At 55.1% G+C, this 15,781-nt stretch carries 14 protein-coding genes and 2 riboswitches; of the genes, 11 read left to right on the top strand and 3 right to left on the bottom strand.

What is annotated here, in order from left to right:
- Positions 1–3 precede the first annotated feature (3 nt).
- The 5 genes from qrcC (at position 4) to hgcB (ending at position 4,406) form a co-directional block, all read left to right on the top strand.
- The gene (gene qrcC / locus EL361_RS09960; RefSeq protein ID WP_126379065.1) at positions 4–828 is read left to right on the top strand and encodes a menaquinone reductase iron-sulfur cluster-binding subunit QrcC; all 825 of its coding nucleotides are present in this window, start codon (positions 4–6) and stop codon (positions 826–828) included.
- Entirely contained in the window at positions 821–2,131 is a 1,311-nt protein-coding gene (gene qrcD, locus EL361_RS09955; protein ID WP_126379063.1) for a menaquinone reductase integral membrane subunit QrcD, read from the top strand. Before qrcC ends, qrcD begins: the two co-directional genes overlap by 8 nt.
- Positions 2,132–2,412: 281 nt before the next feature.
- On the top strand, positions 2,413–2,751 hold the full coding sequence (locus tag EL361_RS09950) for an ArsR/SmtB family transcription factor (RefSeq protein WP_126379060.1): 339 nt from the start codon (positions 2,413–2,415) through the stop codon (positions 2,749–2,751).
- Between the two features lie 101 nt (positions 2,752–2,852).
- A complete protein-coding gene (gene hgcA / locus EL361_RS09945) occupies positions 2,853–3,983 on the top strand; it encodes a mercury methylation corrinoid protein HgcA (RefSeq protein WP_269471685.1) in 1,131 nt (376 codons plus the stop codon).
- A gap of 144 nt (positions 3,984–4,127) precedes the next feature.
- On the top strand, positions 4,128–4,406 hold the full coding sequence (hgcB, locus tag EL361_RS09940) for a mercury methylation ferredoxin HgcB (RefSeq protein ID WP_126379058.1): 279 nt from the start codon (positions 4,128–4,130) through the stop codon (positions 4,404–4,406).
- Positions 4,407–4,447: 41 nt separating this feature from the next.
- On the opposite strand, the gene EL361_RS09935 is transcribed toward hgcB, so the two are convergent.
- The 3 genes from EL361_RS09935 to EL361_RS09925 form a co-directional block, all read right to left on the bottom strand.
- The gene (locus tag EL361_RS09935) at positions 4,448–5,920 is read right to left on the bottom strand and encodes a type II secretion system protein (protein ID WP_126379056.1); all 1,473 of its coding nucleotides are present in this window, start codon (positions 5,918–5,920) and stop codon (positions 4,448–4,450) included.
- A gap of 135 nt (positions 5,921–6,055) precedes the next feature.
- A complete protein-coding gene (locus EL361_RS09930) occupies positions 6,056–7,669 on the bottom strand; it encodes a type II secretion system protein (protein WP_126379054.1) in 1,614 nt (537 codons plus the stop codon).
- A 103-nt stretch (positions 7,670–7,772) separates the two neighbouring features.
- Complete coding sequence (locus EL361_RS09925) at positions 7,773–8,477, bottom strand: pilus assembly FimT family protein (protein WP_269471684.1); 705 nt, start codon at positions 8,475–8,477, stop codon at positions 7,773–7,775.
- A 341-nt stretch (positions 8,478–8,818) separates the two neighbouring features.
- On the opposite strand from EL361_RS09925, the gene EL361_RS09920 reads away from it, so the two are divergent.
- The 6 genes from EL361_RS09920 (at position 8,819) to EL361_RS09895 (ending at position 15,740) form a co-directional block, all read left to right on the top strand.
- Entirely contained in the window at positions 8,819–9,427 is a 609-nt protein-coding gene (locus EL361_RS09920) for a hypothetical protein (RefSeq protein WP_126379050.1), read from the top strand.
- A 5-nt stretch (positions 9,428–9,432) separates the two neighbouring features.
- Positions 9,433–10,290 carry a UshA-like (seleno)protein family 2 gene (locus EL361_RS09915; protein WP_420705112.1) on the top strand — a complete coding sequence of 286 codons (858 nt, stop codon included), beginning with the start codon at positions 9,433–9,435 and terminating at the stop codon, positions 10,288–10,290.
- Positions 10,291–10,391: 101 nt separating this feature from the next.
- Positions 10,392–10,472, top strand: a riboswitch (cyclic di-GMP riboswitch).
- 39 nt (positions 10,473–10,511) lie between these two features.
- Positions 10,512–11,297, top strand: a complete 786-nt coding sequence (locus EL361_RS09910; RefSeq protein WP_126379046.1) for a prepilin-type N-terminal cleavage/methylation domain-containing protein — start codon at positions 10,512–10,514, stop codon at positions 11,295–11,297.
- 38 nt (positions 11,298–11,335) lie between these two features.
- A complete protein-coding gene (locus EL361_RS09905) occupies positions 11,336–12,094 on the top strand; it encodes a prepilin-type N-terminal cleavage/methylation domain-containing protein (protein ID WP_126379044.1) in 759 nt (252 codons plus the stop codon).
- A gap of 150 nt (positions 12,095–12,244) precedes the next feature.
- Entirely contained in the window at positions 12,245–13,954 is a 1,710-nt protein-coding gene (locus tag EL361_RS09900; protein ID WP_126379042.1) for an ExeA family protein, read from the top strand.
- 5 nt (positions 13,955–13,959) lie between these two features.
- Positions 13,960–14,034, top strand: a riboswitch (cyclic di-GMP riboswitch).
- Positions 14,035–14,090: 56 nt separating this feature from the next.
- Complete coding sequence (locus EL361_RS09895) at positions 14,091–15,740, top strand: GspE/PulE family protein (protein ID WP_126379040.1); 1,650 nt, start codon at positions 14,091–14,093, stop codon at positions 15,738–15,740.
- Positions 15,741–15,781 lie beyond the last annotated feature (41 nt).

Raw genomic sequence — 15,781 nt, 5'->3', positions numbered from 1 at the left:
ATCATGGCTGGATTTAAGGAATTCAATATCCGCTGGAGCATGGTTGTCGATATCGACAAATGCACCGGTTGCGGCGCCTGCATGACGGCCTGCAACAAGGAAAACAATATCGCTCCCCAGGAAGAGGCCAAGGCTCGTCTTGAGAGCAAGGGTTTCCCGACCCGCTTCAAGAAGATCGAATGGCTGACTATCTATGAACTGTCCAACGGCAAGCAGGGCGGCGACCACGATACCGCATTCCTGCCTCGGCCCTGTATGCAGTGCGGCATGCCCTCGTGCGTGTCTGTCTGCCCGGCCATTGCCACTGACAAGAACGAGGAAGGCGGCATCGTCAGCCAGATCTATCCGCGCTGCTTCGGCTGCCGGTACTGCATGGCGTCGTGCCCCTACCACGCTCGCGTATTCAACTGGGATCAGCCCATCTTCCCCGAAGGGATGGAGAAACAGCTGACCCCCAACGTCTCCGTGCGTTCACGCGGTGTGGTCGAGAAGTGTAACTTCTGTCACCATCGCCTGATGTACGCCAAGGACGCCGCCCGTGTGGCTGGCGAGGATCCGGAAAAGCTGGCCGACGGCGCCTACATGCCTGCATGTGCCGAAGCCTGCCCCACCGGCGCCATCTCCTTCGGCGATGTGAAGAACCCCGAGCATGAGGTTCACGAGCTCGCCAAGAGCCCGTATGCCTTCCGCCTGCTGGAGCGCCTGGGTACTGACCCCCAGGTCTACTACATCAGCAAGCGCGAGTGGGTTCGCAAGCAGGGTGACAACTACCTGGAATCCGAAGGCGCCGCAGCTCATGGCGGCAATGGAGGTGGCCAACATGGATAGAGCTCTGTGGCCTGAGGGCGTTGAGCGCTGCTCATTCGGCAAATTCCTGCTGTGGCTCGGTTTCATTGGCATCTTCTTGGCCGCTGGCGCGTATGAAGCTGTCATGATCCTGCTTCCTGATGGTCTGGCGCGTACCGCGCTGGACAACTACTTCGGGTTTGGCCTGTGGATCACTTTCGACCTTGGCGTCATCGCCTTGGGCGCAGGTGCCTTCTTCACCGGCCTCTTGAAGTACATCCTGGATATCAAAGAGCTGGAGAAGATCGTCAATCTGACGGTCATCGTCGGCTTCATCTGTTACTCTGGTGCCATGCTGGTTTTGGCTCTGGACGTTGGTCAGCCGCTGCGCTCCTGGTTCGGCTTCTGGCATCCGAACGTTCACTCCATGCTGACAGAGGTGATGTTCTGCATCTCCTGTTACCTCTTGGTGCTGACTCTGGAGTTCATTCCGAACATCCTGGAGAACCGCCAGCTGAACAAGATCCCCCTGCTGCACAATATCGCGCATAACTTCCACTATGTTATGCCTCTGATTGCAGGTCTGGGCGCTTTCTTGTCCACCTTCCACCAGGGCTCCCTGGGTGGTATGTACGGCGTGCTCTTCGCCCGTCCGTACATCCTGCGTGACGGCTTCTTCATCTGGCCCTGGACGTTCTTCCTGTTCGTCCTGTCCGCCGTGGCCTCCGGCCCCTGTTTCTCTGTTCTGGTCGTGAAGCTCATGGAGCTGATCACCGGCAAGGAACTGGTGGACTTCAAGGTCAAGAAGCTGATGTGCCGCATCGGTGGCACCATGCTGGCTCTGTATCTGTTCTTCAAGTTTGCTGACACCTGGGCCTGGGCTACCGATGTCCTGCCTCGTTCCGGTAATACTTGGGATCAGATGTTCAACGATGCGCTGGGCTACGGTGAGTGGCTGCTCTGGGCTGAGTTGGTTGTGTGTGGTGTCATCCCGGCTATCCTGCTGCTGACCCCCCGCTTCCGCAACAACCCCGGTCTGCTGTATACTGCCGCCATCCTGAACTGCACCGGCATTGTCATCAACAGATACGTGTTCACGGTCCAGGCACTGGCCATTCCGGTCATGCCCTTCGACCAGTGGTACTCTTATACTCCGAACTGGGCAGAGTGGGGCCCCTCGATCATGATTATCGCCTACGGGTTCCTGATCCTGTCCCTGTCCTATCGTTACCTGCCGGTCTTCCCGCAGGAAACTCAGCTGAACCCCATCAGCGCTCCTGCTGCTCCGGCTCCGGTCGAGGCTGAAGAAGTTGCCGACGTGGAAGGCGAACCAGAGACTGCATAACCCACCCGCATATGCTCTCATCTTGGCCCGGCTGGTTCTCCAGCCGGGCCTTTTTTGTGGGGCTATAACCCTGCGCCTGCTGAAGCGTATGATGTCCTGCGCCAGTTACAAGGTCCTTGTCTGGAAGGTGCGTGCGAGCGTTGCCATGTGGCTCGATTGAAAGGAACAATCGGATGAGATTATGTGTTTGGCTAGTGAACAAGTAGGGATTGACCTTTCGTATTTCATCGCCTATCGTCGATCAACGATTAATAGACAATGCAAGCTGTGAGGAGCGTGCCTTGGAAAAGATCAAGAATGCAATATCCGGTTGTTGTGGTGGCGTCGGGGGCAATGAAAAAGCAACCCCGGTCTTTGATACGGATCGGCTGGCAGCGGTGTGTAAGGCTCTGGGGCACCCTGCGCGGCTGGCTATCGTACGCCACCTCAAAAGCGTTGAGGGCTGCGTCTGTGGGGGGATTGTGGATGTGCTTCCCTTGGCGCAATCCACGGTCAGCCAGCATTTGAAGGTACTCAGGGACTGCGGGTTGGTTCAGGGGCGCATTGAGGGGCCACGAACCTGCTATTGCCTGGATGATGACGTATTGCAGATATTCAAGGGGCAGATAGCCGACCTTTAGGAAATATGGAGAGTGGAGAACGTATGAATGTGTTGAAAGATTTGCGTAATGGATCAGAGACCGGGACTGGTTGCGGAGGCGGGTGTGGGCCTGAACTGCCCATGGCGGGTGGATTGTCCCCGTCGCAGCAGATAGCAGAAGAGGGCCCCTGTTGAGGACCTCAGACCGTGTCCGGGTTCGGACACCATGACAAACCGGGTTACAGCATCGAGCCGTTTGTGGAAGGCTTTGCAGAAACTTTGGCTGGGCCTGTGCCGAGAATCAGGACCAGGCTGAGTCGCAGGGATCTTTGGGGAACATTTCTGGCTCGAGTTTCGGGTGTGCGCGACGATTACAAGATCGTGCCCGGTCTGTATGGAGTGGGGCAACCCGGTTCTGAGTCGCCTGTGATCGTGACCTGCAACTACAAGCTGACTTTCGACATCGTGCGCCGTGAACTTACCGGTCTGGACGTTTGGCTGCTGGTCATCGATACACACGGCATCAATGTCTGGTGTGCCGCAGGTAAGGGCACCTTCTCCACCGCAGAGGTCGCTCACAGGGTGCAACGTTCTGGGCTGGATAAGGTGGTGAGCCACCGCAAGCTGATCCTGCCCCAGTATGGAGCCACTGGTGTGTCGGCGCACAAACTGCGCAAAGCGTGCGGCTTCGGTGCTGAATTTGGGCCCATCCGTGCGGCAGATCTTCCACGCTACCTTGAACAGGGCGCTGATGAAACCATGCGCAGAGCGACCTTCAGCCTTGCCGAGCGGGCTTTGCTGGTGCCCATTGAGGTGACACTGCTCTGGAAAGCCCTGGCCTGGGGTGCATTGGTCATGTTCGTGCTCTCGGGCATCGGCCCGGATTGGTTCTCGCTGTCTGCCGCCTGGACTCGGGGCGGATGGGCTCTGGGTGGAACTCTGGCGGGCATTCTGGCTGGAGCCATCGCCGTGCCCCTTCTGCTGCCGTGGTTGCCTGGACGGGCCTTTAGCCTCAAGGGCGCTGCTACAGGCCTTGTGGTGGGGCTTGGGGCTGCGTTCTGGCTGCCTGGTGGGGCCCATTGGGGCGAAGGTCTGGGGCTGCTGCTGTGGGTGACGGCTCTGTCATCCTATCTGGGCATGAATTTTACGGGATCGACCCCGTTCACCTCGCCCTCGGGTGTGGAGAAAGAGATGCGCCAGGCCATTCCCTTGCAGGGCGGTGCTGTGCTCATGGCTGTGGCCTTGTGGATCGGTGCTGCCTTCATGGTGTAGGGCGGTGATAGGACGACTGTGCTTGCAGATTTCTTTATGTTTCAGATTTGTCGACGACAGCGTGGTCTGAGCAGGCGATTGATGCAGAAAGTTCACGCCGTTTGGGATGAATCAAAGACTTTGTCGTGTGCAGGGGAGAGTGGAATGAAAGACTTCAGATATCTGGATGGGGTGGCAACGCTGAAATATGACGCCGAGGCCTGTGTTGGCTGCGGTTCATGCACCACCGTTTGCCCGCATGGCGTGTTCGAGCTTCAAGGCAAGAAGGCCGTCATTGTCGATGGTGACGGCTGCATGGAGTGCGGTGCCTGCGCCATGAACTGTGCCCCCGGGGCCATCACGGTTACACCGGGTGTTGGTTGCGCGGCCTACATCATTCAAACGTGGTTGCCATGGACGAAAAATGCAGGCGGCTGCTGTTAGCTGCCGCCTGCATTTCTGTATTGTAGGGTGTAGTCTTTTTCCTATTGGAAGCTCAGTTTGGTGGCGTCGTAATAGTCTTCTATATCAGCAGCGGGAACAACCGTATCGTAAAAGCTGATCTCATCGACGTAACCGTCGAAGGTGCGGGTAGTGACACCAACTTCCATGCCGAGATATGTTGGCCATATGCTTGCCACAGGGGCAGCAGGGCCAAGATCTGGACCTGTTGGGTAGGTTACTGTATTGGATTGCAAGTCGTTATCCGTAGGCTCATCAGAGACGTAGATTGTCAAGGTATGTTGCCAATCTGCCTGTGTTTCGTAGTCAGCAGTGCCGTAGGTTGCAGTGTCGCAATCAATGGCCGCGACTGGTAGCCCGTTTTCATCCACGCAGTCCTTCTCCATGGTTGCCGCAAAGAAGTGCCAGACGGCATCGGTGTGAAGCGTGGCCGTCGTGTCCACTCGGAGCTGAGCATTTGTATCCAGATTGTATTCTGTTACGGCCCTTGATGCCTTGAATACATACTCACCGGGTTGGTGGCCCTGCCCGCTATTGTTCGCCCAGGTCACAAGCCAGAAGGTGCGATCGTTCCATGCTGTCGTCGGACTTTCGCGGTTCATGATGGGTTGATATCCATTATTAGTCCCTTCAGGGACGGTGATATCGGTTCTGAACCAGCCCATGATGGTGAATTCATGGCGGCGATAGTACTCGGGATTGTCGAGCTCCGCATAAGCCGTATTGGTGGTGAGATCCAAAACCGCGCCTATGCCGGTGCCATCGCCCAAGGTGGTTACGGCTGCTCCTCCATTGGTTGTGTAGCCTCCGTTGCCGTCAAAATTGAGTGTTGCCGTGGGAGAACCCGGGGGCGAAATTGCAACATTATCGTCGGCAGAGGCCGCCGCTTTTTCCTGCAGGTAAGACAGAATGACGTATTCAACCTGATCGTCGTTGGGGTCTGCGGTCGCCGGGTTGTTATCGAGGTCTGCCGCGTAGGGGTAGTAAGTGAAAGTGCCCACACCATCAACAACGCCATCGACCGACTCCGCAGTCATATTGGGCCCAGTGGTGTACACAATGAAGGCCACGTCAGAAGTGTTCTCGAGGTTTGGCCCGCCGGTGTACTGATCAAGGTTGGTAGTGACTTGCGTTCCTGTGGCATCGTTGACGTTGATCTGGTCCAGTCGGGCTCCAGAGCCGGAATCACGGGCAATGATGTAGCGGATGTCCTGTCCCCAGGCATCTTTGCTATGCGTGATCAAGGCCGAGGGAACAATCGTAAATCCACCGCCAGCGGTATCTGGTATGGGGAGGTTGCCGTTGACTGCCGCGTATCCGATGATTTCGTCGCGAACATCCTGAAGGCTGAATTTAGCTTGTTTGGCTTTGTCCTTGCCCACAGACCCAAGGATACGGGGCATGACTGCTGCCACGATCATACCCACAATCATCATTATGAATGCCATTTCCACGAGGCTGAAAGCGGATGATGTGTTACGCTTGAACTTGGGCATTGCTGTCATCCCTGCATATCTTGAAGTTGGTATGGTGGTGTCTCGCTGGGGGCTATGCTTGTTGCATTTCGATGCACGCGCAACTGGCGCGTTGCAATTCGCATGATCCCCCAAAAAAATCGTTTCGTCGCCGTGTTAGGGCAGGAATTTGATGCCGAAATCCGTGACGACGACATCAGTCGCCCCATCATAGCCTCCACCCGTACCCACGGTCCACCCAAAGCGGATATCATCCCATGTCAGGTCGGCATCGAGTGTCGTGAATTGGTGTTCAATCGTAGCGGTAACACCTGGGGCGAGAGCAGCCATGGTGTTTGTCAGATCCGAGCAATTGGCATCCGTGCAGTCAACCCACGTCTTGAGGGTATAGTCATAGCCATCGCTGCCAGCATTGGCGGTTCGGGTGATTTCCACGCGGACCTTCTTTTCGATTCCATCTTCCATCCAGGCGGGGTCGCCAAGACCTTCGCCGTAGAAGGGAGGTTCCGTGTCGGGAGGAACGGCTGCGCTCGTATCATCGGGAATGGTCTGAGCGTTGAGTGTGTCGGGAGTGGGTTCGCGAACGGTCACGCTGTGTTCGTTGTCATCTCCACCAGTACCTCCATTCTCCGACCATGCAATCCAACTCACGTGGTTGTAGTCAGGGTCCTGCTTGGAAGCGTCCTGGGCAAAGTCAAACTCCGTTGCCAGTTTGGGCGGAACGAGGTTGGTGCCGCTTGTTGCTGTGCCATTATCACCGTTGTAGGCCAGAAAGGCGCCGTTGCCGGGGACGGCACCGCAGGAGTCGGCATCGTTGGCACCGTTGATGATGGCAAAGGTGAAGCCGCCGCCCCAGCCGCGGTCAGAGTCGGTATTGTCGTCACGGGCGAGAAAGGCAAAATAGGCCCGAAGTCCACCTTGCCATTCGCATACGCCGGGGTCGTTGCTTGGGGCGGCCCCGGAACCGCAATTACCTGTGGCTTCGTTGCCCTGATACCAGACACAACCATCGAATGCTGTGGCAGTGTCTCCACCACCGAGTTCTACGGTGTTTGTCTCAATATCGACAGTAACAGCACCACCGGCAGAGCCATAGGGGGTCACACCCGTAGAATCGCCGGAGAAATCGGTAATGTCATTCGTGAAGCTGACATCCGAGCCAGGAGGTGTGAAGGAATTGCTGGCTGTGTTTGTGCAGATTTTGTTGCGCAGGAAGTTGAAGGAGACATAGTCGAACAGGTCGTCAAACTCGCTGCCATCGTAGCCGGCAACACCTGTGACCCACGCTCGTGTGTCATAGGCTTGCACGATATTGGCGGCGACGGACATCTCGTTGTTTCTGTCCCGACCTGCGGTATAAATGATGAAGCCAAGGTTTGAATAATCGGTGTCGCCTGTGCTGTCGGTGTAGCGCAGGGTCAGGTTGTCAGAGGCTGATGCCGTGCACAGGTCATCGGTGCTCAGAGCTGTGTCGACCTCATACTGAATGGTGTTGCCGTATGGGTCAGTACTTACCCTGAAGCCCAGGTCGGTCCCATCCAGGGCCCTTGGCAGGCGCTTGTTGATGAGGGCAAAACCGATGATTTCGTTCTTGATCTTTCCCAGGAAAGCGCTTGTCGCGGAGCTTTTCTCTCGCTTGATGAGGTCGCTCACAACGGGCAGGACCAGGCCTGCCATCAGGCCAATAATGACCAGGACGATGGCCATTTCGATGAGAGTGAAGCCGAAGCCGACGGACTTTTTGCTCGTCGTGCCATGCTGTCTTTTCATTGCTCCTCCACCGTTACTACGTTCCGCTGATGCGGGTCGTCATGAAGTTCAGGATGATGCCGGATTCTGCAATCCTGCTGTATGTTCTTGCCGCGTGTGTGCCTTAGCGAGTCAGGATACCGCTCAACTCAGGGCCGGTAACATAATAAATCTGGTCGTCCCTGGATTGTACATCAACGGTTAATCCAACATCGTTGGTGGAAAAATCAGGGATGGTTCCACCGGGGTTGATGATGGCTATCTGGCTATCATTTGGTGCAGAAAAGAGTGCCTGATACGAGGTGTTATCCGGGGTTCTGTCCCGGCCAAAACTGATCAGGACAAAAGCAATATTGTTAATGGTGACACCGTCTTTATTAACAATCGAGGATGTCGAGTCCGGATAGACCGGGGTCTGTCCCTGTGCCTCGTTCCTGACTATATAGCTATCGCTCATGGGCGTGTAGACGCCCGGAGAACTCTCGTAGACACCTTCGAGGAAATAAAGAGGTTGGCCCCATGCGTCTCGCAGGCTGCAAAAGCAGTTGTCCACATCAAAGGCCATGAGGTCGTGCCGCGTGTTGTCATCGCAAAGCGTGTTGTCAGCAGCAGTGCCAGTGGTCGTGTTCCCGGTGTAGGTCGGGTAGCGGTTGGAATAGAACATGCGTTTGATCAGGCATTCTTTGGCTTGATAGAGGGCAGAGGCCGTCTTTGCTATTCTGCGCCCTTCCAAAACACTGGTCCATCCCACTGCCCCGGCCGATATGATGAGCCCGACAATAACGAGGACAATACTCAGTTCGATCATGGTGAACCCCGCACAAGCCAAGGGTTTCCCTGCCGTGTGACGGGAATGTGATGAGAATTTCAAGTGAGAACCCCCCTATTGTGTCTCAGCGCGCACATTCATTCTCTATGAGCTTCATAATTTATGGCTGTTTTTAAAAGAAAAAGCAATACGGATTCGTAATCGTGGGGTTCGTGCACGATTTTCAGAGCAGGGAGAGGAGGTCTAAGTGTTTAGCGCTTGTGTTTGTCGAGCATTTACGTAAAAAAATTGCATTCTCTACTTGAGTTTTTTTAGTGTTGTACATAAGAGTGAGAGGCTTGCTTTTTTCGTGGGGGGAGAAGCTGAGCCCGTAATCATCATTTTAGCGTTTGGGCGGGGGGATGTTCCAAACCAGAATCAAATCAATTCGACTTCCCGGATATAGTCAGGCTGAACTCCTTGTGGGGTTTGGCCTCGTCGCGTTGCTGACGCTGAGTCTGCTGGTGATTGTGAATCCTTTTGCTGGTGACGATAATGAAGATATTCCTTCGTATCGAGTCGCTAATGCCATGTATATCTACAACGCCATCTCAAGACAGAAAGTGGCGTTGATGAACTACATCGATATGCATGGTGATTTGCCCGGGGACAGTGCTTTGCCAATTATGGTGGATGGTCGGATGATTGTGGGGAACGGCAATCAGAAAATTGAGACGGAGAATGGCGAGAAAGATAAGGTCTTCCCCGAGTTGTTCCAATCCGGTGTTGCCAGTCAGGGCTATGCGCGAATTCGCAGCAGGGATCTTGAACTGGCCTGGATGGTGCTGAAGGATGGAGAAAAGATTCTCGGCACTGGTCATTTCTTCAAGCTGTCTGGAATAAATGCTCTGGAAGCCAGGGCATACGATCGAAAATACGACGACGACTCGAGTGACACAGGGCATGTCCTCTACGCCCGCAATAAGACAGAGGGCGTCGACTTGTTTATTAAACTAGATCTGTATCGGTAGCTGGGATGAATTTGATTCGTACGATTCTGATGGCATTGTGTTGTGTTTTTGGTGTTGCAGGGGCGGGAATGGCCTCTGAATCTGATGTTGTTCTTCTGTATACAGGTAATTCTCTGGGGGAATACCAGGCCTGCCCGACATGCGGACAGTACTCCGAGGGTGGGCTGGACCGCCGGGCGACGATGCTCGCGAATCAGCGTGCTGCGGGCGATACAATTTTTCTGTTGTCGGGGGGGTATGATTTTACCTCTTATATCAAGCACTGGCGGCCCAAAGGCGGGCAGCTGGAGGCCCTGGCGGAGGCGTATGCCAAGCTGGGTTATGATCTTGGAGTGCTTGCTGCCGGCGATCAGCAATACCTCGGGCATGCAGGCCTGAAGCCCCCCGCAGGCTTTGTCCCGGTTGCCGAAGAACCTGAGGTTCGGATTCTGACCAAGGGCAAGATTCGGCTCGGGGTTGTTTTGTGTCCGGTGCTTGAAGGTAAGGAGTTTACTCCTGAAGAAAAGCAGCTCGAGTCGGTTGCAAAGGCCGCCACCGCATTGCGGGATCAGTGTGACATTGTCGTTGCGGTCAGCACGTGGGGAGGGCGAGGCGAGTCTGCTTTCCTAAAGGCTTTCCCAGGTGTCGTGGACGTGCTATTGGGGAGTGGTCCTGGTTCTGGTGCGGGTGCGCGAGTGATGAGTGACGGTGCGACTCTGTGGCTTAGGCCCAAACCCGACGGCAGAGCCGTGATGCGGCTGGGATTGGCCTCATTTCTCAGTGCAGGAAAGTGGAATAAAGATTTTTTGGCAGCTGAAACGCTGTCTTTGGACTTTCGTGTAAAGGGTGATGGCCGTATCTCAACGCTATTTGCCTGGATATAGCCATCTGATTCACTGCACACTCAGGCTATTACGGGGGGGAGGACTCTAAAGCTGCATTGACACATCATAGTGATTCAGTGATAGTAATGTTGAAGGTCTACTAGTAAAAAAGCCAAACTCGCCGCGAGGGGGGGACGGAAAGCCACGGATCTCAGTGGATATGAGATGGCCGGGTTGCCAAGGGGTATGATGCAACCACTTCATTCCAAGGAGGATTATTGATGATCTCGCTCAACCTGCGGAATAAAAAGGTATCCGGCTTCACGCTTGTGGAGATGGCTATCGTCCTGGTGATCATCGGAATTATTCTGGCCGGTGTCATGAAAGGTCGTGACATCGTGCGTGGCTCTCAGGTTAAACAGTTCTCGCAGCAGTTTGCTCAGAAATGGGGAACCATCGCTCAGACCTACTATGACAAAACTGGTCAAATTCTGTTGGATGGCAATGACAATGGCGCCCGAAATGCCGATGTCACCAACGGCATCATGAGTGGCCGTTTGAACGTGCGGATCAACGGTGCCGGCGCCTCTGGCGTCTTGGACGTCTGCGAAGCCGTGGGCATCACCCCTTGCACGCTGATCAAGTCCAAGCTGACCCTGCCCGTGACCACCATTCAGGGCAACGTCACTTCGGGGACCACCGCTCATTGCAACAGCGATGTGAACATCGTTCAGACGACTGTTGAAGGCGAGTACACCGGCAACTCGGTTGTTACGGTGGACCTGCGGACGATCATGGCCACTGTCAGCGGCATGACCTCGCAGCGTAATGCAGTGATCCTGTTCAACGTCCCCACGGACGTGGCACAGGGGCTGGATACCGTGATCGACGGCCAGGCTGATGGCGAATCGGGAACGTGTATTGGTGTTCAGGGCGCTTATGCCATGAATGCCATTCCCACCGCTTTCCCTCGTGCCTGGAATGCCGTGAATCCTGTTACGGCCACTGCGTGGGATCCTGCCAGTAATGGTCAGGTTCAAACTGTGGGCATCATTTTGGATTACTAGGTAGTCTGTTCAACATTTAATTTTTTCAGGAGTCTGCCATGAATAGGAACGCAAAGGGTTTCACTTTGGTTGAAATGGCCATCGTGCTCGTCATCATCGGCATCATTCTGGCCGGTGTCATGAAGGGTCGCGATATCGTACGTGGTGCGCAGGTCAAACAGTTCTCGCAGCAGTTCGCTCAAAAATGGGCCACTGTGGCACAGACCTACTACGACAAAACCGGCAACCTGCTTATTGACGGCGCCGAGAACGGCGGTTCCGCTGCAAGCGCTGACGGCCAGATCGAAGGTGGCCTTGAGCTTCAGATTGGTGCCGCTGGTGGTGCAGAGGAAGTACTTCGCGCCGTGGGTATCACCCCCTGTACGTTGATCAAGTCCAAGCTGACCACCCCTGTTACTTTGGGCTCCCTGACTCAGCCTGTTGGTCATTGTGACGACAGCGGTACTCAGACCGTCAACGTCGTGCAGACGACCATCGAGGGTGAGTACACCGGTACGCAGGTTGTCCAGGTTGATCTGGGTACGCTGGCCGTGACCGTGAGCGGTCAGGACCTGCTGCGTAACTTCGTGATCATCTACAACTGCCCCACTGATGTGGCTCAGGGTCTCGATACCGCGATCGACGGTCGCGTCGGTGGCGATACCGGTTCTTGCGTTGCTCTGTCGGTTGCTGCTGCTGGTGGTACCACCGCTGCGCTGACCATCCCCGGCCTCGCAACTGCGCCTATCGCAACCCAGCCTTGGGATCCTGCTTCCAACGGCAATACCCAGACCCTTGGCATCATGATGGATTACTAAGCTCAATGGAATAAAGACAATCGGCTCTGCTGTTGGCGAAGTCTGATTGTTGCGTGATTAAGCGCCGCCGCACTTATCCGAATAGGTGCGGCGGCGCACACCAACTAGCGGTTTGATTGATGCAGCAGCGACACGCATTGAGAGGAAGCCTTGACCACCGATATTTTTGAAGCCCTCGGGCTTGACCGAAATCCCTTCTCCATGGCCGCCGATACAGAGGGGTATTTCCATACGGACGCCACCAAGCAGATTCTTGATGAGTTGGCGTTCGGCATTCTCTCCCGCAAGGGATTCCTGCTGCTCGCTGGTGAGGTGGGCGTGGGCAAGACCTCGCTTCTGTACCAGTTGCTCAGGCGTCTGGAGGGCGAGAATCTCGTCACCTCCTGGATCTTCAACACCATGCTCAACAAGGAAGAGCTGCTGCATGCCATTGCCAAGGATTATGGGCTGGATGCACCCAAGTCGGCCAATGTGGCGCAGCTGATTGATCTTCTTCAGGGCTTTCTGGTGGAGCAGAACGCGCAGGACAAGAACTGCGCCATTATCGTGGATGAAGCACACAATCTTTCGCTGCCAGCCATGGAAGCCTTGCGCATGCTCTCCAATCTTGAGGTCAGCGGGCGCAAGCTGGTCCAGATTCTGCTCGTGGGGCAACCCGAGCTCAAGGAGCGCCTCGACGAAAAGAAGCTCAGGCAGCTCAGAAGTCGGATCAGTATCTTTCGCGAGCTGGAGGCATTCGACCTGGATGCAACCGGCCGCTACGTGAATTTCAAGTTGTCCAGCGCACAATCCCAGTTCAGGATCAGTGGCGCTCCTCTCAAGGTTCTGCACCGTGCCACAGAAGGCAATACTCGCATGATCAATTTGATCATGGAGCGTACATTGTACGCTGCCGTGGCTTTTGGTGAACGTGAACTGACGGTGAAGGTGATCAAGGCCGCAGTGGCAGAGATTGCCTCCTGTCAGATTGAAGTGGCCGAGCGTATGGGGCGATCCCGCAAAAGAATGAAGTCTTTTGCTCTGGTTGCGGGTGTGCTGATGTTGTTTGCTGCAGCGGTGCTGCCGTATATTCCCTCTGATGCTGGAGCGCGAAGCCCTTTGGGTTTTGTTGTGGAACGGGTGATGGTTGCAATGCAACCTGCACAGGAGCAGCAGGAGCAACAACCTGCACAGAAGCCTGAAGTTGCACCTGTTGTCAGGATTGCAGAACAGAAGCCTGCCCCCGTCGTTGCGGCTCAAAGTGTGATTGAAAAGCCGCAGGTCATGATCGCCGATGTTGCTGAAAAGCCGCAGGCAGATGCCTCCAAGGCATTGAAAAGTCAAAAAGTCTCCTTGACAGCAGAACCCAAAGCTGCGACATCATCAGGTAATCAACAATTAGTAAAAGCAGTGAAGACTTTTCCTGGCTCTTACTATGATTTTTTAAAGCCGATGGGCCTGGAATCCAAAGTCAGCGATTTCTCAGACGCAGTGGATTCCGGACAGATTGATAGATTGGAAGAGGTTCTGCCCGGGGGGGTGCAGGCTCTGAAGCTCGATCGGCTGCCTGCCAAGCGTGTGGTGTCATTCACCGCCTTCCCCTGGAAAAAAACCGTTAACGACAATCCCGCGTGGCTTGCATTGTGGCATCCTCCATTCATAGTGAAGGATTTCTACTACGGCTACCGCCACGAGGATATCCTGGTCCTGCAGCGGATGCTCAAGAAGCTCGGCTACTATTGGGGCCCTGATGACGGGATGGTCGGACCAGTGACATGGCGCGCTATCAACAGCTTTCAGAAAGACATGAAGCTCAAGCGCACCATGTGGCCGGATCCGGAAACGGTGTTCTGGCTGAACGTGATGTCGAAACAGGGGTAGCGAATTTCCAGATAAGCCAAACCCGTCGCAAGGCGGGGACGGAAAGCCACGGATCTCCCTGAGATGGCCGGGCCGCCGAAGGAAACCGCAGCTCCAAGCCGGAGTTTCGGCACAACCTGTTGAAGAGGTGGACCATATGGCCGCTCCGATTCGTATCGGTGATTTGCTCAGGGACAAGGGGTTCATTGGCGACGAACATATTCGCTATGCCCTCCAGGTCCAGCGTGTGACCAAGGAAAAACTCGGTCAGGTCCTGACTCGGACCGGTTTGGTGTCCGAATATGACCTGGTCTACACAGTCTCCCAGCAGCTCAAGCTTGATTACGTCAAGCTCGACAGCATGACCCCCGACTATCAGCTTCTGAAGCGCTTCAATCGTAATGCTTGTCTTGCTCAGCGCGTGTTTCCCATCGCTCAGCAGGATAACGAGATTCTTGCGTGTATTTCGGATATTCCGGATGGAAAGCTGGAGCAAATGATCGTCCGTGCCACAGGCATGCGGCCTCGATTTGTCATGGCCGAGGAAAGCCGGGTCATTTCTGCGATCTACAACTATTTCTACTTTCTCGACAATCCGGTTGAGAAGCTCTTGCAGCGCGAGGTGGGGATCATCGCGGCGGATACGTCGCGTACGGTCAGCCCCGATACGCTCATCAATTACATCCTGCTGCTGGCTGTGAAACAGCGCGCAACGGACGTTCACCTGCGCCCCATGGCCCGCGGCATTGCGGTCGCTTTCCGCGTTGACGGTGTGATGTCCAACGTGGCTTTCCTGCCTCCCGCCCTATCAAGGGTGACGACCTCCATCAAGCTTCAGGCCGGCATGGATATCGCTGAGCAGAGATTGCCGCAGGATGGTCGCTGGACAGCCAACCTGCTGGAACGGCGTTACGACATTCGTGTCTCGTCAATTGTCACTCCGTTCGGCGAAAACGTGGTCATGCGTTTGCTGTCACAGGAAAAAGCTAGCTTCAGCTTCCCAGCCCTTGGATTCCTTGAAGAGGACGTGGCCATTCTGGCGCGAATCTTCGACGAACCCTTTGGGATTCTGCTGCTGACCGGTCCTACCGGTTCAGGTAAATCAACAACCCTTGTTGCGGGCCTGACCTCGTTGGATCTGCTGGGCAAGAACGTGCTCACGGTTGAAAACCCCATTGAGTATGTGGTTCCCCTGGCACGCCAGACCCAGGTCAACGAAGGTGCGGGTTACAATTTCTCCAATGCCATGCGCCACTTCCTTCGCCATGACCCGGATGTCATCCTCATCGGTGAAATGCGAGACGAAGAGACAGCGTCAACGGCACTGACTGCCGCGACGACTGGTCACTTGGTCCTGTCTACTTTGCACGCCAACACCGCCATCGGTTCCATCCCGCGTCTGCAGGGCTTGGGGATGGATACGCAATTGCTCTCCGAGAGTTTGATCGGTGTCGTCAGTCAGCGTCTGGTGCGTATTATCTGTCCTCATTGCAAAGAGGAATATGCCCCCAGCCAGGATGATCTCGACTATCTTGGCGGTGCTCAGATAACCAAATTGTATCGTGGTAAGGGCTGCGAGGCTTGCAATCAAACAGGCTACATAGGTCGAACACTGGTCTATGAGATTCTTGTGGTTGATCGTGATGTGCGTGAAGCCATGGAACGTGACATCGAACTCACTCAGTTGGAAAGCATGGCCAAACGCAAGGGCTTCCGCACCATGTATGATGTGGGAGTGGTCAAGGTTCAACAAGGTGTTACCACGGTTGAGGAGTTGCAGCGCGTACTCGGTAAGACGAGATTCTAGCGCATCGCGTAAGAACGAGTAGAAACGGGGAAAGCAAAACG

The organism is Desulfovibrio ferrophilus, assembly GCF_003966735.1.
Lineage (GTDB): Bacteria > Desulfobacterota > Desulfovibrionia > Desulfovibrionales > Desulfovibrionaceae > Desulfovibrio_Q > Desulfovibrio_Q ferrophilus.
This window is presented reverse-complemented; position numbering and strand designations above follow the sequence as displayed.

Excerpts from the sequence above, each read along its gene's own strand:
- EL361_RS09910 (WP_126379046.1), top strand. The coding sequence starts at position 10,512 with ATGATCTCGCTCAACCTGCGGAATAAAAAGGTATCCGGCTTCACGCTT.
- hgcB (WP_126379058.1), top strand. The coding sequence starts at position 4,128 with ATGAAAGACTTCAGATATCTGGATGGGGTGGCAACGCTGAAATATGAC.
- EL361_RS09930 (WP_126379054.1), bottom strand. The coding sequence starts at position 7,669 with ATGAAAAGACAGCATGGCACGACGAGCAAAAAGTCCGTCGGCTTCGGC.
- qrcD (WP_126379063.1), top strand. The coding sequence starts at position 821 with ATGGATAGAGCTCTGTGGCCTGAGGGCGTTGAGCGCTGCTCATTCGGC.
- EL361_RS09935 (WP_126379056.1), bottom strand. The coding sequence starts at position 5,920 with ATGCCCAAGTTCAAGCGTAACACATCATCCGCTTTCAGCCTCGTGGAA.
- EL361_RS09920 (WP_126379050.1), top strand. The coding sequence starts at position 8,819 with ATGTTCCAAACCAGAATCAAATCAATTCGACTTCCCGGATATAGTCAG.
- EL361_RS09895 (WP_126379040.1), top strand. The coding sequence starts at position 14,091 with ATGGCCGCTCCGATTCGTATCGGTGATTTGCTCAGGGACAAGGGGTTC.
- EL361_RS09905 (WP_126379044.1), top strand. The coding sequence starts at position 11,336 with ATGAATAGGAACGCAAAGGGTTTCACTTTGGTTGAAATGGCCATCGTG.
- EL361_RS09915 (WP_420705112.1), top strand. The coding sequence starts at position 9,433 with ATGAATTTGATTCGTACGATTCTGATGGCATTGTGTTGTGTTTTTGGT.
- qrcC (WP_126379065.1), top strand. The coding sequence starts at position 4 with ATGGCTGGATTTAAGGAATTCAATATCCGCTGGAGCATGGTTGTCGAT.